Source organism: Micromonospora sp. bgisy143 (assembly GCF_057708145.1).
This window is the reverse complement of sequence record NZ_JBYIRN010000016.1, coordinates 64754-83638: the sequence shown is the minus strand read 5'-3', so window position 1 is coordinate 83638 and position 18885 is coordinate 64754. Positions and strand designations below refer to the sequence as shown.

Annotated in this window: 21 protein-coding genes, 1 tRNA gene and 1 pseudogene; 8 read left to right on the top strand and 15 right to left on the bottom strand. The window is 71.8% G+C overall.

Annotated features, from left to right (window positions below):
- Positions 1-61 precede the first annotated feature (61 nt).
- From AC3EN4_RS19505 to AC3EN4_RS19490, 4 genes are all read right to left on the bottom strand, one after another.
- Positions 62-775 (bottom strand): response regulator transcription factor, encoded by a 714-nt coding sequence (locus AC3EN4_RS19505; RefSeq protein WP_422736566.1) that lies wholly within the window; start codon positions 773-775, stop codon positions 62-64.
- Positions 748-1947, bottom strand: coding sequence for a hypothetical protein (locus AC3EN4_RS19500; protein ID WP_435207212.1), 1200 nt, complete (start codon positions 1945-1947; stop codon positions 748-750). Before AC3EN4_RS19500 ends, AC3EN4_RS19505 begins: the two co-directional genes overlap by 28 nt.
- Positions 1937-3115, bottom strand: coding sequence for a sensor histidine kinase (locus AC3EN4_RS19495; protein ID WP_435207211.1), 1179 nt, complete (start codon positions 3113-3115; stop codon positions 1937-1939). Before AC3EN4_RS19495 ends, AC3EN4_RS19500 begins: the two co-directional genes overlap by 11 nt.
- Before the next feature lie 119 nt (positions 3116-3234).
- A complete protein-coding gene (locus tag AC3EN4_RS19490; protein ID WP_422736563.1) occupies positions 3235-3630 on the bottom strand; it encodes a VOC family protein in 396 nt (131 codons plus the stop codon).
- Positions 3631-3747: 117 nt separating this feature from the next.
- Between AC3EN4_RS19490 and AC3EN4_RS19485 the strand changes: the two genes are divergently transcribed.
- Positions 3748-4767 carry a hypothetical protein gene (locus tag AC3EN4_RS19485; RefSeq protein WP_435207210.1) on the top strand — a complete coding sequence of 340 codons (1020 nt, stop codon included), beginning with the start codon at positions 3748-3750 and terminating at the stop codon, positions 4765-4767.
- A 6-nt stretch (positions 4768-4773) separates the two neighbouring features.
- Here AC3EN4_RS19485 and AC3EN4_RS19480 read toward each other — a convergent pair whose 3' ends face one another.
- From AC3EN4_RS19480 to AC3EN4_RS19465, 4 genes are all read right to left on the bottom strand, one after another.
- Positions 4774-5673 carry a septum formation family protein gene (locus AC3EN4_RS19480; protein WP_435207209.1) on the bottom strand — a complete coding sequence of 300 codons (900 nt, stop codon included), beginning with the start codon at positions 5671-5673 and terminating at the stop codon, positions 4774-4776.
- 91 nt (positions 5674-5764) lie between these two features.
- Complete coding sequence (locus tag AC3EN4_RS19475; RefSeq protein WP_435207208.1) at positions 5765-6790, bottom strand: hypothetical protein; 1026 nt, start codon at positions 6788-6790, stop codon at positions 5765-5767.
- Positions 6790-7287 (bottom strand): SigE family RNA polymerase sigma factor, encoded by a 498-nt coding sequence (locus AC3EN4_RS19470; protein WP_435207207.1) that lies wholly within the window; start codon positions 7285-7287, stop codon positions 6790-6792. The genes AC3EN4_RS19475 and AC3EN4_RS19470 overlap by 1 nt, the downstream gene beginning before the upstream one ends.
- A 62-nt stretch (positions 7288-7349) precedes the next feature.
- On the bottom strand, positions 7350-7580 hold the full coding sequence (locus AC3EN4_RS19465; RefSeq protein ID WP_357133660.1) for a GntR family transcriptional regulator: 231 nt from the start codon (positions 7578-7580) through the stop codon (positions 7350-7352).
- A gap of 500 nt (positions 7581-8080) precedes the next feature.
- On the opposite strand from AC3EN4_RS19465, the gene AC3EN4_RS19460 reads away from it, so the two are divergent.
- Positions 8081-8398 carry a hypothetical protein gene (locus AC3EN4_RS19460; protein WP_435207206.1) on the top strand — a complete coding sequence of 106 codons (318 nt, stop codon included), beginning with the start codon at positions 8081-8083 and terminating at the stop codon, positions 8396-8398.
- A gap of 17 nt (positions 8399-8415) precedes the next feature.
- Here AC3EN4_RS19460 and AC3EN4_RS19455 read toward each other — a convergent pair whose 3' ends face one another.
- Positions 8416-8895 (bottom strand): hypothetical protein, encoded by a 480-nt coding sequence (locus tag AC3EN4_RS19455; protein ID WP_435207205.1) that lies wholly within the window; start codon positions 8893-8895, stop codon positions 8416-8418.
- A gap of 214 nt (positions 8896-9109) precedes the next feature.
- Here AC3EN4_RS19455 and AC3EN4_RS19450 point away from each other — a divergent pair, with 214 nt between their 5' ends.
- On the top strand, positions 9110-9574 hold the full coding sequence (locus AC3EN4_RS19450) for a contact-dependent growth inhibition system immunity protein (protein WP_435207204.1): 465 nt from the start codon (positions 9110-9112) through the stop codon (positions 9572-9574).
- A 29-nt stretch (positions 9575-9603) separates the two neighbouring features.
- On the top strand, positions 9604-9924 hold the full coding sequence (locus tag AC3EN4_RS19445; protein WP_435207203.1) for a hypothetical protein: 321 nt from the start codon (positions 9604-9606) through the stop codon (positions 9922-9924).
- A 21-nt stretch (positions 9925-9945) separates the two neighbouring features.
- On the opposite strand, the gene AC3EN4_RS19440 is transcribed toward AC3EN4_RS19445, so the two are convergent.
- From AC3EN4_RS19440 to AC3EN4_RS19425, 4 genes are all read right to left on the bottom strand, one after another.
- The gene (locus AC3EN4_RS19440) at positions 9946-10509 is read right to left on the bottom strand and encodes a dihydrofolate reductase family protein (RefSeq protein WP_435207202.1); all 564 of its coding nucleotides are present in this window, start codon (positions 10507-10509) and stop codon (positions 9946-9948) included.
- A 78-nt stretch (positions 10510-10587) separates the two neighbouring features.
- The gene (locus AC3EN4_RS19435; RefSeq protein WP_435207201.1) at positions 10588-10932 is read right to left on the bottom strand and encodes a hypothetical protein; all 345 of its coding nucleotides are present in this window, start codon (positions 10930-10932) and stop codon (positions 10588-10590) included.
- Positions 10933-10983: 51 nt separating this feature from the next.
- Positions 10984-11352: a hypothetical protein gene (locus tag AC3EN4_RS19430; protein WP_435207200.1), complete on the bottom strand. Its 369-nt coding sequence runs from the start codon at positions 11350-11352 to the stop codon at positions 10984-10986.
- Between the two features lie 220 nt (positions 11353-11572).
- Positions 11573-11645 (bottom strand) — tRNA-Arg (locus tag AC3EN4_RS19425).
- A gap of 157 nt (positions 11646-11802) precedes the next feature.
- Between AC3EN4_RS19425 and AC3EN4_RS19420 the strand changes: the two genes are divergently transcribed.
- A complete protein-coding gene (locus tag AC3EN4_RS19420; protein WP_435207199.1) occupies positions 11803-12486 on the top strand; it encodes a hypothetical protein in 684 nt (227 codons plus the stop codon).
- Between the two features lie 255 nt (positions 12487-12741).
- On the opposite strand, the gene AC3EN4_RS19415 is transcribed toward AC3EN4_RS19420, so the two are convergent.
- Together AC3EN4_RS19415 and AC3EN4_RS19410 are read right to left on the bottom strand one after the other, a co-directional pair.
- Positions 12742-13818, bottom strand: a complete 1077-nt coding sequence (locus AC3EN4_RS19415) for an alpha/beta hydrolase (RefSeq protein ID WP_435207198.1) — start codon at positions 13816-13818, stop codon at positions 12742-12744.
- A gap of 374 nt (positions 13819-14192) precedes the next feature.
- Positions 14193-14612, bottom strand: a complete 420-nt coding sequence (locus AC3EN4_RS19410) for an HPF/RaiA family ribosome-associated protein (RefSeq protein ID WP_435207197.1) — start codon at positions 14610-14612, stop codon at positions 14193-14195.
- 305 nt (positions 14613-14917) lie between these two features.
- On the opposite strand from AC3EN4_RS19410, the gene AC3EN4_RS19405 reads away from it, so the two are divergent.
- From AC3EN4_RS19405 to AC3EN4_RS19395, 3 genes and pseudogenes are all read left to right on the top strand, one after another.
- Complete coding sequence (locus AC3EN4_RS19405) at positions 14918-15661, top strand: single-stranded DNA-binding protein (protein WP_435207196.1); 744 nt, start codon at positions 14918-14920, stop codon at positions 15659-15661.
- A gap of 198 nt (positions 15662-15859) precedes the next feature.
- Positions 15860-16852 (top strand): annotated as a pseudogene (locus AC3EN4_RS19400) (cobalamin biosynthesis protein); the annotation flags it as partial.
- Between the two features lie 113 nt (positions 16853-16965).
- A complete protein-coding gene (locus AC3EN4_RS19395) occupies positions 16966-18507 on the top strand; it encodes a cobyric acid synthase (RefSeq protein ID WP_435207195.1) in 1542 nt (513 codons plus the stop codon).
- Positions 18508-18885: the final 378 nt, after the last annotated feature.

Genomic DNA, 18885 nt, shown 5'->3' with positions numbered 1-18885 from the left:
TCCCGATTAACTGGCTGTGCGTTGAGCTTCGCCGATCCGTCGGCCACTGTCATGACGCCCGTTAGGGGGTCGGCCGGTCGTGCGTCGCCTGTGACCGGTAGATGCCGATCTCCTCCGGGCGGACGAGGCCGTCCTCGATCGCACGGGCGAGCAGCGCCGCCTTTGTGGCTGCCGGTCGCCCCGCCCGGGTGTACTTGATCCGCGCGCGGTCGACGTACTGCTTCACGGTGTGCTCGCTGATCTGCATGCGGCGCGCCACCGACGCCTTGGACATCGACTGGAACCAGAGCAACAGGGCTTCCCGCTCCTTGTCGGACAGCATCGGCCGGTCCGGTCTCGGGTCGCCGACCATCGCCCCGGCCAGCGCCGGAGGCACGTACGGGCGGTCGCTCGCCGCGGCCAGCACGGTCGCCACGCAGTGCTCGCGGCCCTCGTGCTTGGCCAGGAAGGCCACCGCCCCGGCGTCCAGCGCGGCGAGCATCGTCTCCGGGTCGGTGTGCTCCGAGTAGACCACCACCCGCCGCCCGGTGGCACTCAGCTCGGCCAGCTTGTCCAGCGCCATCCGGCCGTGCAGTCGCAGGTCGAGCAGGACCACGTCGGCGTCCGGCGCGGCGCGCAGCACCTCGTCCGGATCGTCGCCGGTGGCCAGCACGGTCAGTCGCGGTTCACTGGCGAGCCAGGCGCGTACCCCCTCGACGACCACCGGGTGGTCGTCGACGATCGCCACCCCGACCGGCCGGTCACCGGTCACCCCGCCCACCGGGTCTGCGCCCATCTGATGTCCCCGTCCCGTTCGTAAAGGTGCTGCACCGGCCCGTCGTCCGGTTCCCGGGGCGGGCCGGTCGCGTCCGGTCCCTCCCGGTCCGGCGTGACGAGGCTGACCACCACCTCGTCCGGGCCGGACACCACGGTCAGACGGGCCCACCCCCGGGCGTCGGCGAGCAGGCTGGTGAGCGGGTCGGCCAACCGGCGGCGGATCTGGACCGGCAACGGCGGCGGGTTGCCGATGGCGACCAGGTCGATCGGCAGCCCGTTGCGTTCGGCCAGGTCGGCGGCGGCCCGTAGCTCGTGCAGGAGCGGGTCGGGCACGTCGTCGGATTCGGCGATCAGGCGGCGCAGCCGGGCCGCGGCCAACACGGACCGGCGCTGCACCTCCGGGTCGGCCGGGTCCGCCTCGCCGGCGGCCAACTCGCCGAGCACCCGCCCGGCCGCCGCGCCCACCAGGGCGAGCCGGTCGCGGCGGTCCTGCCGGCCCTGCTCGGCGGCAGCCCGTTCGGCGGCGATCGTGTGCATCGCCGCAGCGGCGGCGGCCCGGTCCCGGGCCAGGCCGACGATCACCGCGCTACCGGCGAAGACCGCCACCGGCAGCGAGAACGTGCCGTAGACGTACATGGTGTAGCGGGCCAGGTCGGCCGCGCTCGGCGCGTACGCGAGGACGGCGGCGAGCGCGATCAACGCGTGGGCGGTCAGCAGCGCGACGAGCCCGCTGACCCGCCGTCCCCAGAGCGCGAGCACGAAGAACCAGCCGAGCGTGCCCCACACCCAGTTGGCGGCGGTGAACAGCTGCTGCTCGCCGACCGCGGCGAAGACCGCCGCGTCGACGGCGACCAGTACCCCGGCGAGCGGCCACGGCGGCAGCGGTGTGCCGCGCAGCAGCCGGACACCGGCCACCGCCCCGGTCACCGCGACCAGCACCCAGCCGCCCACCACCACCGTGGGCGCGACGAACTGCGATCGGGTCGCCAACACCGCCGGCAACCCGATCGCGACGTGCCAGGCCAGCGCGATGGCGACGGCGACGATCCGGGCTCCCCGATCGGAGGCCTGGGCCACGGCGGCCGGCGCGGCGAGCACCGGCTGCTCGGGCCCGTCGACCGGGCCGGGTCGAGGCACCGGTAGGGCACGAATGCCGGTGCGGTCCGCCGTCGCGCCGAGGTCAGCCGTCACCGGGCCACTCCAGTCGAATCCGGGTGCCGGCGCCGGGCGCGGAACACACCTCGGCCCGCCCGCCGACCGCCGCCATCCGCCCGTGGATCGACTCGCGCAGCCCGTACCGGTGCGCGGGGACGGTGGCCGGGTCGAACCCCGGGCCGTCGTCGACCACCTCGGCCACGACGGTGGCCGCGTCGCGGCTCAGCCGCAGCGTGGCCCGCGCGCCCGGGGCGTGCCGGACCACGTTGGACAGCGCCGCGTAGGCGCTCTCGGTGATCGCGTCGGCCACCCCGGCGGGTACCGCGCAGGCGGCCAGCTCCAGGCTCACCGGCAGCTCGGGCAGCCGGTCGGGAACCGTGCGCAACCGCTCGTCGAGCGGCACCGGCCCGTCGCCGGGCGCCGGGTTGGGGTCGGTCAACGCGACGAGGGTACGCAGGTCGGCGGCGCACCGTTCACGGAACGTGGCGGACGGACCGGGGACCGCGCCCAGCCCCACCATGGTCAGGGTGCCGAGCACCGTGTCGTGCAGGTCCCGGTTCTGCTGGCGCTCCGCCTCCCGGGCGGTCCGGGCGACCAGCGCCTCCCGGGTGAGCCGCTGGTGCTCGGCGAACGCGTGGTCGGCCCGACCGATCCGGCGGCGCATCACCGCCGTCATCATCGCGGTGCAGGCCGTCTGCACGAGCAGGGTGGCGGCGTGCGCCCGGGCCTCGGTGACGTTGCCGGCCATCTGCGCTCCGACCACGTACGTGGCGGTGACCAGCAGGCCGGCCGGGATCGACCAGCGGGCCCTGGCGGTGGCCTGCGCGTTGATCACCGTGGTGCTGGCGAGCACCGCGATCCAACTGCCCTCGCCGGGCAGCACCTCGGGCGCCACCAGGCGGGGGATGAGCAGGCAGGCCGCCGCGGTGATCGCGACGTCACCGGCGACCAGCGCCGGCGTGATCCCGTGGCGCAGCGCGCGGACCGCGTACCAGAGCGACCACCCGGTCAGCGCGGTCACACCGGGCAGCAGCAGGGCCGCGTCCACCGGCGGGGTACGCACCGACAACGCCACGGCGGCACCGACCAGTCCGCACGTCAGCCGCAGCAGAGCCGGCAGGGTGGTGAAGATGAAACTGAACGCCCCGCCGGCCGGATTGTCGAGGGCGGGCGGTGGCATGGTCGGGGCGGCTGTCGCCGGCATCGGGAGGCGTCCTTCCGACAACGACCCGGTCCCGGGTCCGCACGGCGGAGATCGACATCGGAGAATAGCATGGCGGATGGTGAGCGTTCACCTACCGGATGCGTGGTGTCGCCTTGTCGTCACTCTGCGCTGCGGGGCTGGATCAGGTCCCAGCGGTTGCCGTAGAGGTCGACGAAGACCGCCACCGAGCCGTACGCCTCGTGTCGCGGCTCCTCCAGGAACCGTACGCCGGCCGCGACCATCCGGGCGTGAGCTGCGGCGAAGTCCTCGGTGTGCAGGAACAGGCCGACCCGGCCACCGGTCTGGTCGCCCACCCGCGCCCGCTGTTCGGCGGTGCTCGCCCGAGCCAGCAGCAGGGCCGTCTCCCGCGCTCCGGGAGGGCGTACGACCACCCAGCGTGAGCCGTCCGGGCGGGGCGTGTCCTCCACCAACTCGAAGCCGAGCCCGCCGACGTAGAAGTCGATCGCCTCGTCGTACTCGTTCACCAGCACCGCGACCAGTCCCAGATGTGCCATCCGCCCATTCTGCGCAACGGACACTCCGGCTCCGTCGGGGGGCGTCGGCGATGGTCGGCGACGTCACGCGGGAACCCCGGCGCACGCCCGTCCGTCGTATTTCGCGGCGGAGAGGTGGTGAGCGGGATGCGCTCGGGCGGAACGACACTGGTGGCGACGCTGCTCGGCCTGGGGCTGTGCGGCCTGGCACTGACCGGCTGCGCCCGGCCGGGCGACCCGCCGAAGGGCCCCGGCCCGGCCGAGATCGCCGAGAAGTGGACCTCCTGCGCCGAGATCGCGCCGCAGGCGGGCGTCCTGCCCGTGCCCCGGGGACCGGGGACGCCGCCGCCGGCCGGCGGGGAGCCGCGCGCCGGACGGATCGACCCGGCGTTCACCCCGGTCACCGCCGTGCTGTGCGGCCGCGACGTCGTGCCGGGGGCCGCCGGTGGTCGGGAGCAGGTGGCCGTCGAGCGCCGCGCCGACGACATCGGCCCGCTGGTGGCCGCGCTGGGACTGGCCGACGAGGAACGGGGTCGGGGAGAGATCCGCTGCACGGCCGACATGCTGGTCCCGCCCTGGCTGGCGCTGCTCGACGAGAAGGGCCGGTGGCTGCGGCCGTACCTGCCGACGAACGCCTGCGGCAAGCCGCGCCCGGAGGTCCGCGCGGCGCTGGACGGCCTGCGGCTGACCACCGTCGACAGCCGTACCGTCGGGCAGGTCGAATCTCCGGAGGCCGAGGCCGCCGGATGCGCGCAGCGGTGGGCGGACATGGTGTGGGTGGAGAGCACCCTGGGCCGTCCCGGCCGCGTCGCGCCCGGCGCCGCCGGCCCGAAGGTCGGTCCGCTGCGCCTCTGCGTCTACCAGGTGCCCCCGTCCGAGCGCGGCGGCGGCAAACCGGCCGGTGACTTCGTGTACGGCCGGCCGCTCAAGCCCGAGCGGCAGGCGGACGTGCTGCGGGCCCTCGCAGGCACCCGACCGGCGGCCGACTGCGCCACCCCGGCGTCCCGCTTCGCGGTGCTCCGGGCCGTCGACGACAACGGGCCCCAGTGGTACGTGGAACTCGACGCCTGCCGGCGGTTCCTGGTGGTGGCGTCACCCGGTGGGTCGCAGCTCGGGCAGGGCGACGCCGCGCTGGCGGCGCTGCTGGAACCGAACTGAGCCGCCTTACTCGTACTGGATCGGCAACGCCTTCGTGCCGCCACCGGCGATCGAGCGCTTGACCATGGCGCCGCCGGACCAGTAGTAGCAGCGCACGCCCCGGTCGCCGCGCTCCCACAGGGGACGGTTCGGAAAGCGGTACGAGGTCCCGGTGCGGTAGACGAGGTTACCGTCCACCGGCACCTTCGCGTAACGGGCGATGACCTTCCGGCAGGCCGCGTGGACCGAGTCGTCGTCCCGGGTCGCGTCAGTCCAGGAGCGATCCGGTGCCGTCCAGGTGCCGACGTACTCGAACTGATGTCCGACGGTGCAGGCGACCGGCCGCAGCAGATTCCACTTGTCTTCGTTCATGCACCCGTAGTGCAGCGGGGAACGGCTGGCCAGAGCGTTACGCAGGGAACCGGCCCGCTCGATCGCGGCATCGCTCTCGCCGTTCGGTCCGCTTACCTCGTCCAACTCGAAGATGTCGCACCGGTACCAGCGAGCGCCACCCGACCAGGCCAGTGGCGACGCAAGCGTGACCTGCACCGACAGTCGGGCATCGCGCCAGTCGCCGCCCGCGAACTGCTTCGCGCGTTTGTCGCAGTCGGCGAAGGTCGACCGCAGCGTCGCCGAATCCGTCTTGGGTGGCGCGGTGCGGGCGGCCAGAGCGCCGGTGAAGGTGCCCACGTAGATGGTTTCCACCCGGTGGGTCTTCGCGCAGTCGACGGGGGAGTAGCTGGTCAGGTACGACGTTGTCTCGCCGGTGAGGTGACACTCGTCGGCCTTCGGGACGAACTGCTGCGCCGCCGCCATCGGTCGCCAGTCGTCCGCCAGGTCACCGTCGGTGCCGGCGGGCGTGCCGCAGCCCGCCAGCGTCGCCGTGAGGACCGCAGCCGTGAGCGCCGCCCAGCCGTACCGTCGCATGTGTTTCTCCCCGTGCCCCCGTGTCGAACGCGGGCAGCATATGGCACCGCCGCGACGGGCCGGCACCGGATTCCGGTCAGTCTGGTTGGCCTTACCGCCAGGTGTCGGGATGGTTCACGTCGCCGGTCGGCCGGTATCCGCCGAGGATCACCAGGCCCTCCGCCTCGGTGTAGCCGTTCCCCCAGCCCTCGCGGAATGCCTCGACAAAGCAGGGTTCGACGGTCATCTCCAGGACGTCGTCACCCTGTCGACGGGCCCGGTAGGGGCCCGCGACGAGGTCGGCGGACCTGACCCGGTGGCTCGGAGCGGGCTGCGCCCGGACCGTCAGCCAGCGGCCGGCGTCGTCGCCGACGACGAGCGAACCCTCTACGAACGCGCCCTTCCCCGATCGGCCGAACGTGACCGTACATTCGAGCAGCCGCGCGCCGGCCGGCAGCGACTCCAGACGGAACGGCACCACGCAGCGGCGGGCACCGTCGAACCGCACCTGGCCCGCCGTGGCAACGGCCTCTGCGCTGGTGGCCGCGTACGTGTCCAACTGCGCCCAGAGCCCGTCGGCCGGCTGCCAGCGGACGAACCACAGCTTCTGGTCGCCGGACGGATCGAACCAGGCGACCCCGGGCAGGTTGCCGACCCGCACGTCGGTCCGGGGCTGCGGCCGGCCGGACGAGGACAGGGTCTGCGGCAACGCGTCGAGCGCTGCGATGCTGCGGGCCAGCGCGAAACGGGCCGAGCCGGCCGGGCCCCGGAACTCGACGCTCTCGGAGCCCCGCCCCGCGCGCCACGTCGCGGATTCGGCGCCGCCCACCAGTGCGTCCGCCGAGAAGTGCACGGTCGTGGGGTCTGCGCCAACGGCCAGCCCGTTCTGCACGGTTGCCTCCGGCAGCAGGAGCGCCGTGGCTGGCGGCCTTGGGTCTCCGGCCGTCGCCATGGTGCTGACCAACGCGGCGAGGGCGACACACGCCGCCGCCGTGCCCGCGACGAGCAGCCCGTTCTGACGCCGCCGCAGCCGACGACCGCGGCGACGGGCCTGCTCGACGATGGGGGTCGGGTCGACGTCGCCACCGGCGCGATGCGTGAGCGTGGCGATGAGCTGCCGATCGAGGTCGCTGACCATCAGAGGTCTCCTGCCCGTGCGGGGGTTGGTGCTTCCTGCCGTCTGCGCAGCGCCGTCAGGGCGCGCTTGGCGTGCGTGCGTACCGTGCCGGTCGAGCAGGCGAGGATCTCGGCGATCGCCGTGTCGTCGAGATCCTCGTAGTAGCGCAGGACGATCACGGTGCGCTGCCGCGCCGGCAGGTCACGGACGAGTCGCCACAGCGCGTCGCGCTCGGCGACGCCGGCGGCCTCGTCCACGTCGCCCGCCCGGTCGAGTACCGCGGCGACGCTGACCTCCCGGCTGCTGCGGCGACGCCACCACGAGTGGTGGGCGTTGACGAGCATGCGCCGGACGTAGGCGTCCGGCTGATCCGTCCGCGAAATACGACCCCAGCGGGCGTACGCCCGGGCCAGGACATCCTGGACCAGGTCCTCGGCCCGGTGCTCGTCGCCGGTCAGCAGCCGGGCGAGCCGCACCAGCGCCGATGTACGGGCGAACGCGTATTCCTCGAACGTCACGCCCTATTAACGCCGTCGGTGGGAGCGCCCGTAGACCACCATCGGGATATTTCGCGGGTCGCCTACTTGTCGCTGACGTAGGTCCCGCGCTGCGGCACGGTCATGACCAGTCCACGCTCCCGCAGCAGGCGCACCGCCGCTCGGACCGTGCCGCGGGCGACGCCGTACTCCTGCTGAAGAGTGGACTCGCTGGGGATCGGTCGCTTCGGTGGCAGCTCGCCGGTCTCGATCCGTTTGGCGATCACGTCTGCGAGCTGCACGTACATCGGCGTCGGAGACAGTGGATCGATCATGAACGCAACCTATGGCACGTCCATGGACGTCTAGACCTGTGGTACGTCTATAGACGTACACATACGTATAGCGCTACGGTGACGATGGAGAGGATGGCAATCGGTAGGGGGTCGGATGCGAAGGGTTCGTTTCGATGACTACCTGCTGTCAACGGCACTTACCCTCGCGCGCCGTCACCGTCCGGCCTGGAGTTGGAAACGCTGGCGCTACGTGTGCCGCTGTGGTGCGGAGCTGCCCTGCCACACTCGTCACCGCATCCCCATCAGTCGGGGCCACTGGCCGGGCGAGGACCAATGACGCGGCATGGACCGACCCTGCCGCTCTGGCTGTGCGAGACGTGCGACCGGCCTTGGCCGTGCGCAGCGCGACGAGAGGAACTGCGGGGCGAGTACGCGGAAGCTTCATGTGCGCTGAACCTCTACATGGACACGTGCCTCGCCTCTGCCAGCCAGGACATGAGCTGGGCGCCGCCGGAGGCCCTTCGGCTCCGCTTTCTCGGGTGGCTGCCGTGACCCGGTTCACGGCCGGTGATGTCGTGCTGATCGGTCCGGAGTGCTCAGTGCAGTTCGGCGGGGACAGGGTGCTCCGCGTCCGGCTCGTGTCGATCGGCGCAGCCGACCCGTACCACGGTTGGGTGTGGTTGACCGGCTACGTCCTCGATGCGAAGGGCCTGGCCATCGACAAGCGGGAGGTCTACGTGCGCAGCGCCGGCATCGCGGTCTGTACTGCGGGGAGCGCTGGTCGACAGGCACCCAGAGTTGCATCGCATACCCGGCGCGCCGGTAAACCCCATCCTGCGACTGTCATCCGGCTGTGATCGGGTGTCGACCGGTGCTAGAGGCAGATCCAGCAGTAGATGCTGTCCCCGTTCGTGCGTGCTCTACGGGCCAGGTCGACGAACTCTCGCAAACGCGACAGCATGACCTCCGGCTGCGTGTCGCTGTAGTCGGACAGTTCCTCGATGTGTGACCACTGTTCGGCCAGGGCCGGTAGGCGGCTGTCCGGGATCTCGGCAAGCACGTCTCTGGTGCCATCGTTCAGGACGACGACCCACGGTCCTTCGTGCTCAGGATCCTGCGCGGCGTCATCCGGCCAGATGAGTTGCTGGCCGACGAGGTCGGAACTCCATGGCACGTCAAGGGCGAACGAGACCACCCTTCCGAGGATGACCTTCGGATCGATGCCCTTGCCGTCCACAGCATCCTCGACGGAGGAGTCTCCTTCGCGTACCACCGGCTCGCCGTCGGTGACGGCCATCAGCTTTGCGACGGCTTCATCGTCAGGAGCGCGAAAGTAGTCGTACAGGACACCCACAGAAGTCCTCCGGTCGGCCGTTATCTCGCCCCTGTCGGGGTGGCCGGGAGAACGTAGCGGCGGGCTGTGACATCTTCCGACTGGTCGGGCACATTCCCGCCCATGACAAGCTCGCTCAACAACTCGCCTCTCTCTCGGCAGTTGGCCGACCTACTCGCCCAGCAGATCGAGGAGGGCAAGCAAAACCTCTACCGAGCGAACTACGCTGACCGCCGTGACAACGATCGAGGAGCTTGAGCGGGACGTCTGGCCGGATCCCGGTCCGGACGCCACCTTTCTCGTCACGCGCTGCACGGAGTTGCGGCGTAAGCCGTTGGCTGAGTTCGCGGTCGAAGACCTGGGGATCATGCTCGGGCAGCAGATCGGCGTGTCCGCCCTGCTGCCTCGCGCGGTCGACGTACTCCTTCGGGATCCGCTGGCGGAGGGCGACTATTACCCGGGGGATCTGCTCGCCAACGTGCTGCGGTTACCTGACTCGGCGTGGTCGAGCCTGCGAGTGGAACGGGAGCGGCTGGTAAGCGTTCTGACGCAACTCCTTGCCGTGCCACCCTTCTCCGACTCCGACCTCAAGCCGCGCGACCCGTACCGCCTCCTTCGCGACGCCATCACGACGTTCGTTGGTGGCGCTGAGAAGCAGGATCGACACAGGTCGGTGCGCGGCCGGCGGCGGGCGGGGTGAGCACGACGACTCCGCGAGGAGGTGGCGGCATGGACCGATTCGAGGGCCGCTGCTGGCTGGACTGGTGGGCCAACACTTCGATCATGTTCGGCCCCGTCGAAGTCGCCGTCGTGATCACCGCCACCGACGCCGGCTGGGACGCTCACGGCCACCTGGTCAGCGACTCCGACGACGACCGCGACGGCTTCGCGTTCCTGTGCGACTTCGATCCCGTCTTCACCCTGCGCTTCGACGACGCCAGCACCGTCGCGGTCACCGTCCATCCCTTCCAGGACCATCGTCAGTTCACGCTCACCGAATGCGCCGGACCGGTACATCGCTCAGTGGAGCATTACCTCGATTTGACCTAGCACGGCCCCTAGGCTGGCCGCTCAGTTCTTGGTCTCGTACCTGGTCAGCAGCACGCCCCCGGGGAACGTCCGGGTTTCCACCAGGGTCAGGTTCACCCACTTGTCAAGGGCGGTGAAGAACGGTTTGCCACCACCGATGATGACCGGATGGGTGACGATCGCGTACTCGTCGATCAGCCCTTCCCGCATCGCCGCCGCCGCGAGGGTGGCGCCGGCGATGTCCAACGAACCGCCGTCCTCGTCCTTGAGCCGCCTGATTTCGGTGACCGCGTCGCCGGTGACCAGGCGGGCGTTCCAGTCGACCGTGTCGATCGTCGACGAGAAGACCACCTTCGGCATGTCTCGCCAGCGGCCGGCGAACTCGATCACCGCCGGGGTGGCACCGGGCTGCTGGTCGGCGGTCGGCCAGTGGGAGCTCATCGCCTCCCAGAGTCGGCGTCCGTACAGCGCCGTGCCGGTTGCCGCCACCCGGTCGGACCACCACTGGAACAGTTCGTCGCTCGGCACACCCCAACCAAGGTCGTCACCGGGCGCGGCGACGTAGCCGTCCAGACTCACGCTCATTCCGAAGGTCAATTTCCGCATCGTGCCAGCCTGCCGTGAATCGGTGCTCGGCGCACAAACCAACACGGCGCAGAGGAACCTTGGATGAGGCCCCACGGTTCACCGGACGGACGGAAGGACCCCATCGGCGGTGTATCGCTCTCCGTCGTCGCCTTGGAGGTTGGCTCTCAAGTCCCCGGCAATGGCTCCGAACTCCCGGTAAGGGTCGCTGTCGAAGTGACCCTTGATGGTGATGCCACCTTCGAACCAGGTCAGCGAAACCACGCTTCCATCACCGCAGGTGTACTCGAAAATGGACTGGCGCTCCTCACCCCAGCCGAGCCACTCGCCTGCCCTGAGCGCGGGGTTGCCCTCCGCGTAGGACAACCAATCCTGGAGGGCGATGGGGCGCTCTTCGCTGTCGTAATACTCCTCGGCCCGACTGATGTGAAGCTCGTATCCCACGTTTCCTCCGCGTGTGAGCTGCCCTCCCTGCTGGGAGAGGCGCAGAATCCGTCATCTGTCGGCTGCTGCCGCAACTCGACCGTCCCTACTATCTCCAGCTGTTCCTGACGGCCGACGCGACGTCAGTCCTTGTGTGCATTGGCGTGGATCAGAAACATCAGGCGCAGGGTCAGTCTCCGTGAGCGGCAGCGGGGCGACCCAATCCATGCTGAGGTCCTCTTCGTCTGGTGACGTTGCGATCACCTGGTGCCATGCGTTGACGATGGCCGCGGCCTGCTGCTCGCTACAGGCCAAACCACTGAGCAGGACGTTGTTCTGGTAGTCGATGATCTCGAAGCGCCATCGGTCGAGTTCAGGCGGGTGTTCAAGAGTCGTCCAGAAGTGGCCGGAAAGATCACTCGGGAATACCTCGTCTGCCACGTACCGCTCCTCTGCCTCAAGCTCTTCTCTGTCGGTCCTCGGCCGAGGCATCGGTTCCGCTCCTCGCTGACCATGAACACCTACGCTCACGTCCGGCCGGATATCGAACGGGCTGTCCTGGACGAGTCCGCGAAGCACCACTTCGGCTGACTCGGCTGTACGGGGGCGAGGTGATCGACGGGATCGGGCGCGGCAGCCCGTTTACCTGCGGTGGTGGAGGTGCGCCCGGCAGGATTCGAACCTGCGGCCTTGGGATTAGAAGTCCCCTGCTCTATCCGCTGAGCTACGGGCGCGCGGCGTGGAAGTCGCGCCAGAAGGGTACCGCCGACCCACCGCGCATCGGGTCGATGGGTGCCGCCTCCACGTTGCCGTGCAGAGTCTCACGAGGCGGCTCCGGTCGGCATCCGGGTTCCCGCGAGGAGGCCGGTCGTCTCCCCGTACCCTCGGCTGGTGTTGCTGGACCCCGACGCCGAGAGCAGCGTCGCCTACGAGCTGTGCCAGGTCGTCGGTCGGGCGATCCTGCCCTACCGGACGGCCGACGCCTACGGCACCGCCTTCTTCTTCCAGGGCGGCGACGACCCGGTGGGGGAGGCGCTCCTGACGGCGGCCGACCTCGTCGGTGCGGCGGGCGGTGAGTTGGGCCTGCGGGCGAGCGTCACCGAGCCGGCGGGCGTCGCGCCGGACGCCGTCGCGCAGGGCGAGATCGTGCCCGGTTGGTCCAGGTTTCCGGGCGACGGGGTCGCGGTGCTGCCGACCGCTGGCCTGCACCGCCACGCCGGCGACGGCGGCTGGCGGTGGCGGGTGCAGCCGGTACCGGCGGGGATCGCCGCCGGGCCCGAGGCCGTCGCCGACGCCAGCACCGCCTTCGTCCTGGCCCATGGGGTACGCGAGGACGGCTCCCGCCCGCTGGAGGTGGCGATCGAGCGCGTGGTCCGGGACGGGGACGACGTGCGGATCACCACGGAACTACCCCCGGGGTACGTCGGCGCGCCCGTCTTCGTCGTGCGGGCCGACCCTGCGGGCGACGTGTCGCTGTACTGCCTCGGCCTGGTCCTGCCCGGCGTCGGCGGGCACCCGGTGGCGACTTTCGACCGGATCGCCGCCGTCCTGTCGGCCGCGCACGGCGACGTCTGAAATTCGGCGCGCGCCGCTGCGGACCGGCCCGTACGGCGACGTCTGAAACTCGGCGCGCGCCGCTGCGGACCGCCGTCGCTTCGGCGCTGCCGGTCGAGCGAGCGCGACGGATCAGCCGCATGAGCGCGCCTTGGCTTCAGGGGCTGATCAGGCCCGAGCACCGTCGATCGCTCAGCGCGTCCTGTTCCGTCCCGGTCGGGTCGATCAGTCGCTAAACGTGGCTTCGGCGCGGCCGGTCACCCGAGTGGGCGCGGGTCAGTCGCCGACCGTGGTCGCCTCCGCGCGGCCGGTAGTCGGGCGGCGACTTCGTGGCAGCGTGGGCGTGTCGGTGTCGGTGTCGGTGTCGGTGTCGGTGTTGTCGTTGTCGTCGGCGGGGGCGGTGGGGCCGGCGGCCAGGAACGCCTCGGCCCAGCGGCCGACCTCGTCGAAGACCTTGGCGCGTACGGCAGGGCCGGAGAGGGTGAGGTCGTGCAACCCGCCGTCGAAGCGGGCCAGGGTGACGTGCTGGCCGAGGCGGGGCGCGTACTTGACCATGTGTTCGACGTCCAGCACCGCGTCGGCGAGGGTGGCGTTGTCGTGCCACCTGGTGCCCCGGAAGGAGCGGGTCGAGCAGGCCAGCAGCACCGGCACCGGGATGTTCAGACCGGCGCGCAGCCGACGCTGGCCGGTGCGGATCGCGTTCAGCCAGCCGGCCCGCACCGGGAACCCGGCCAGCGGCTTCCAGGCCAGGTCATAGGTCCACTCGCCGCGGTGGTCGGAGTGCAGGCTCTCGCCGTACACCGTGCCCAGGCCCAAGGGCAGGATGCGGTGCGGCGCCCTGCGGCCCAGCCGGGCGACGGCGGCCGCGAGGGGTCGACGGACCGCCCAGGGAGCGTTCAGGTCGAAGAAGGGGCTGTTGAGGACCAGGCCGTCGACGACGCCGGCGTCGCGGCGGGCGTCGGCCCAGAGCGAGATGATCAGGCCGCCGGTGGAGTGGCCCATCACCAGCAGGGTGTCGTGCTCGTCCGCACCACGGATGATCTCGGCGGCGGCGTCCAGCTCCGGGAAGTAGTCGCTGATGTCGCGGCAGAAATTCGGCGTCTGGTGCGCGAGCAGACTGCGGCCGTATTTGCGCAGGTCGAGCGCGTAGAAGTCCCAACCACGCGCGGCGAAGAAGTCAGCCAGGTGAGTCTGGAAGAAGTAGTCGACGAACCCGTGCACGTAGAGCACCGCCCGCCCGGTCGGGCGCTCGGCCCGCCGCCGGACCAGGGTCGCGACAACAGGACCTTCGTCGTCGGTGCCCAGGTCGATCGTCTGCCGCTCGTAAGGCGGCCCCAACACGTCCGCTTCCACGCCCGCGACGCTACGCTCGCACCCCTACCCAGCGGTAGCCCACACCCCGTCCCTCGCGCGACGCCCTCGCGCGACGCCCTCGCGCGACGCCCTCGCGCGACGCCCTCGCGTGACGCCCTCGCGTGACGCCCTCGCGTGACGCCCTCGCGTGACGCCCTCGCGTGACGCCCTCGCGTGACGCCCTCGCCCCTCACCCCGCGCCCTCGCCCCGCGCCTCGCCCCGCGCCCTCGCCCCGCGATCTTGCACTTTCTGTCGCGGCATAACCTCTGGAAAGCCGCATATCGGCATCCGAAAGTGCAAGATCGCGGGCGCGTGGCGCGTGGCGCGTGGCGCGTGGCGCGTGGCGCGTGGCGCGGGCGCGGTCGTGGGTGGGTCAGGCGGTTTCGGCGTCGGCGCGGGCTGGCGCCTCGTCGATCGGGTCGGTCTCGCCCTGGGGCTGGGGGATGTCGCGCAGGTGCTTGTTGTTCCGCGGCTCCTGGCGGGTCTTGGCGTCGTTGAGCTTGCGCCGCAGGTCGTCGCGGACGTCGTTGAGGGCCGCGTGCAGGTCCTCCTCGGTGGAGGTGGTGACGATCTTCTGCCGGCCGGCGATCCAGCACTCCAGGGTGACCTTCTGGCCCCGGGCCTCGCGGTCCTTCACCGACACCTCCAGCTCGGTGGCGTCGGCGTGGAAACCGGCCAGCCGGGCGTCGAGGGTGGCGAACTGCTCGGCGATCCAGTTGCGGTCGCCCTGCGAGAACCCCGCGCCGACCCGCAGGCACTCGCCCACGGTCGCCGGGTTCGCCACGGCGCTCATCGCCGCACCTCGGAAGCGGTCGCGGTGCCGAAAGTAGTGATCGTCATGGTGCTGACCTCTCGTCGACGTGGAGCTTGTCGGTGGTGCGTTGATCAAATCCATACCCAGTTCGGTCGGCTCCGGAACCGCCATTCGCCGCTCGGGCGGGTCGGCCGTACCACAACAGGGGCTTGATCAGGGCGTTGTCCACAGGTGGCCCGTTGTCCACAGGTCCGGGTCGCGGCGCTGGCGGTGGCCGTCGACATCGCACAGGCTCGATGCCGAGTCGACTCGCGCTGGCAGACCCCGGATCCCCTGGAGGGACGATGTTCGACACGTACGTCACGATCGTCGGCAACATTCTGACGGCACCCGAGTGGCGCCGTACGAAGGAGAGCAACACGCTGGTGGCCAACTTCAAGGTCGCCTCCACCGCCCGCCGGCTCGACCGCGACAGCGGCCGTTGGGTCGACGGGAATTCGCTGCGCGTCCGCGTCAACTGCTGGCGCAAGCTCGCCGAGGGCGTGGCCGCGTCGGTGATGGTCGGCGACCCGGTGGTGGTCTGCGGTCGCCTCTACACCCGCGACTGGATCGACGAGGCCGGCACCCACCGCACCCTCTACGAGCTGGAGGCGGTCGCGGTCGGCCACGATTTGTCCCGGGGCCGCGCCCGCTTCCTGCGGAACCGGCCGACCATGACCACGAGCGCCGTCGAGGACGCCGCCGCCGAGAGCCGCGTGCACGGCGAGCCCACCGAGGCGGTACCCGCCGAGGAGGCACCGGCGCTGCCCGACGACGGCCCGCTCGACGACGACTTCGAGCTGCCCGAGTACGCCGCGCCGCGTACCGGCGCACTGGGTCGCGGTCCGCTCGACGCCTCGCTGGACAGCATCGGTGCCGGTCCGGCGGCCCTGGACGACGACGGGCTGGCCCTCGCGGCGGCGGGCGACGCCGACCCGGAGGGCGACGCCGACGACGAGTTGGGGCCGGTGCCCGACGAGGGTCAGCCGGACGTCCCGTCGTCCGGTCGGGGGCGGCGGGGCCGGGGCCGGGTTCCGCAGCCGGCGTGAGCGTCCGTTCCCGGGGCGGCGGCACGGCCGCCTGAGAGGCCGGTGCGTGCCGGTGGCACGACGGGGGCGGGGTGGCGGCGCGGTCGGCGTCGTCACCCCGCGTGGGCAGAAACGGGCTAAGGAGAGTGCGATGGAGTACGGCAGGCGCGGCTGGCTCGTGCGGTGCTCGTCTAGGCTGGCCGGCCGGGGGTGGTGAGCGTGCGACGGACAGCACCGGTGGCGAACGCGGTGGGCCTGGTGGCCGGTTACGCGCTGGACGGGCTGCTCGGCGACCCTCGCCGGTGGCACCCGGTCGCCGGGTTCGGTCAGCTGGCTGGCGCTCTGGAACGTCGCCTGCACCGGCCGGACCGGACCGCCGGGGCAGCGTTCACCGCGCTGGCGGTCGGCGGTCCGGTGGCCCTCGGGGTGGTCGCCGCGGTGGCCACCCGACACCGGCCGGTGAGCCGCGCGGTCCTCGTCGCCGCCGGCACCTGGACCGTGCTGGGCGGCCGTACCCTGCGCCGCGAGGCCGCCGTCATGGGTCGGACGCTGCGCGGCGGTGACCTGCCGGCCGCCCGGGAACGCCTCGGCAACCTCTGCGGCCGGGACCCGTCGACCCTGGACGAGTCGGAGTTGGCCCGCGCCACCGTCGAGTCGGTCGCGGAGAACACCTCCGACGCGGTGGTCGCCCCGCTGCTCTGGGGTGCGGTCGCCGGCCTGCCCGGGCTGCTCGGTTACCGCGCCGCCAACACCCTGGACGCGATGGTCGGGCACCGGTCGGAGCGGTACGCCCGGTTCGGCACCCCGGCCGCCCGGCTGGACGACCTGCTCAACCTCGTACCGTCCCGGTTGACCGGGCTGCTCACCATCGCCGTCGCACCGGTCGCGCACGGCGACCGGGAGCGCGCCTGGCGGGTGTGGCGGCGGGACCGCAACGACCACCCGAGCCCCAACGCCGGGCAGTGCGAAGCGGCGATGGCCGGCGCGCTCGGCGTCCGCCTCGGTGGCCGGAACAGATACTTCGGGCGCTCCGAGGTCCGCCCGTTCCTGGGCGACGGCCCCCGTCCCGAGGCGCGACACCTCAAGCGGGCCGCGCGCATCTCCGGCGCTGTCGGCCTGGCCGCCCTCGGGCTGGCCGCCGCCTACCCGCTGACGGTCGGCCGCCTCGCCGACGCCGTCGCGCGGCGGGGCCTGCGCGCGGTGACGGAGCGCCGTACCGGCACGGCCCGACAGGCGTCGCCGCGTGACCGGTGGGCAGGCGGTCCGCTGCCCGTCGGGTCGGAGCACGGCCGTCCCGGCGGCGTCGCGGGGCGGGGGATCGGCCGGTGAGCGGCGGGCTGCTGGTCGCCGGCACCACCTCGGACGCCGGCAAGAGCGTGCTCACCGCCGGCATCTGCCGTTGGCTACACCGGCAGGGCGTGAAGGTGGCGCCGTTCAAGGCACAGAACATGTCGAACAACTCGGCCGTCGTCGTCGGGCCGGACGGGCGTGGTGGGGAGATCGGCCGCGCCCAGGCCATGCAGGCCGCGGCGTGTGGGCTCGCACCAGATTTGCGCTTCAATCCGGTGCTGCTCAAGCCGGGCAGTGACCTCGCCAGCCAGGTGGTGCTTCTCGGCGAAGCGGTCGACACCATCACCGCGGGCACCTTCCGGCAGCTGCGACCCCGGCTCGCTGAGACCGCGTACGCGGCGCTGGCCGAGCTGCGCGCCGCGTACGACGTGGTGATCTGCGAGGGGGCGGGCAGCCCGGCGGAGATCAATCTGCGGGCCGGGGACTACGTCAACATGGGGCTCGCCCGGCACGCCAACCTGCCCGCCATCGTGGTCGGCGACATCGACCGGGGTGGCGTCTTCGCCTCGATGTTCGGAACGGTGGCCCTGCTCGATCCGGCCGACCAGGCCCTCGTCGCCGGCTTCGTGATCAACAAGTTCCGGGGGGACCTCGGTCTGCTCCAGCCGGGGCTGGACATGCTGCGGCAGGTGACCGGCCGTCCCACGTACGGGGTGCTGCCCTGGTCGCTCGACCTGTGGCTGGACGCGGAGGACTCCCTCGCCTACGGCCGGGTGCTCGGCCGTCCGGCCGCCCCGCACGGCAGCGCGTGGTTGGACGTGGCCGTCGTCCGGCTGCCCCGCATCAGCAACGCCACCGACGTGGAGGCGCTCGCCACCGAGCCGGGTGTCCGGGTACGCCTCACCGTCGAGCCGGCCGAACTGGCCTCCGCCGACCTGATCGTCCTGCCCGGCTCGAAGTCGACCGTCGCGGACCTGGCCTGGCTCCGCGAGACCGGGCTCGCCGACGCGGTCACCGCCCACGCCGCAGCCGGTAAGCCGCTGCTCGGCCTCTGCGGCGGCTTCCAGATGCTCGGCCGAGCCATCCACGATTCGGTCGAGAGTCGGCAGGGCAGTGTGCCCGGGCTCGGTCTGCTACCCATCGAGATCACCTTCGATCCCCGCAAGACCGTCCGGCAGTCGGTGGGCGTCGGCCCCGGCGATGTGACGATCCGCGGCTACGAGATCCACCACGGGTACGTCTCGCAGACCGACCCGACCCTGACCCCGCTGCTGACGGGGGCCGACGGCGCGGGCGAGGGAGCGGTGCTCGGCGCGGTGCACGGCACGCACTGGCATGGGGCGTTCGAGTCCGACGCGTTCCGCCGCTGGTTCCTCACCGAAGCGGCGCGGCTGGCCGGGCGTACCGGCTTCCAGGTCGCGCCGGGCACCAGCTTCGCCGCCGCCCGGGAACGCTCGCTCGACCTGCTCGGCGACCTCGTCGAGGAGCACCTGGACACCGACGCCCTCTGGCGTCTCATCGAGACGGGCGCACCCGCGGACCTACCCTTCATCCCGCCCGGGGCGCCGCCCACTTGAGCCCACGCGGCCATGCCCGGCCCCTAGATCGCGCCCGGTCGCCCGGGTCGCGCCCGGTCGCCCGGGTCGCGCCCGGTCGCCCGGTCGGGCCCGGTCGCAGGGGCCGTGCGCGGTCGCAAAGGTCATGCTCGATCGCGGACGGCTGCAAGGTCGTGCTCGATCGCAAGATCGTGCTCGATCCTTGAAGTAGTGGTGTCGGTGACGCCGGGAGGCCACTACATCCATGTTCCGGCGCGATCTTCAGGCGAAGACGGACGTCGCGCGGAGCTGCGGTTGCGGCGCGGTCTCCGAAGGGGCACTTGCCGGGCGGACCTGCGGTCGCGGCGGACGGTCCTGCGGTCGCGGCGGACGGTCCTGCGGTCGCGGCGGGCGGTCGGC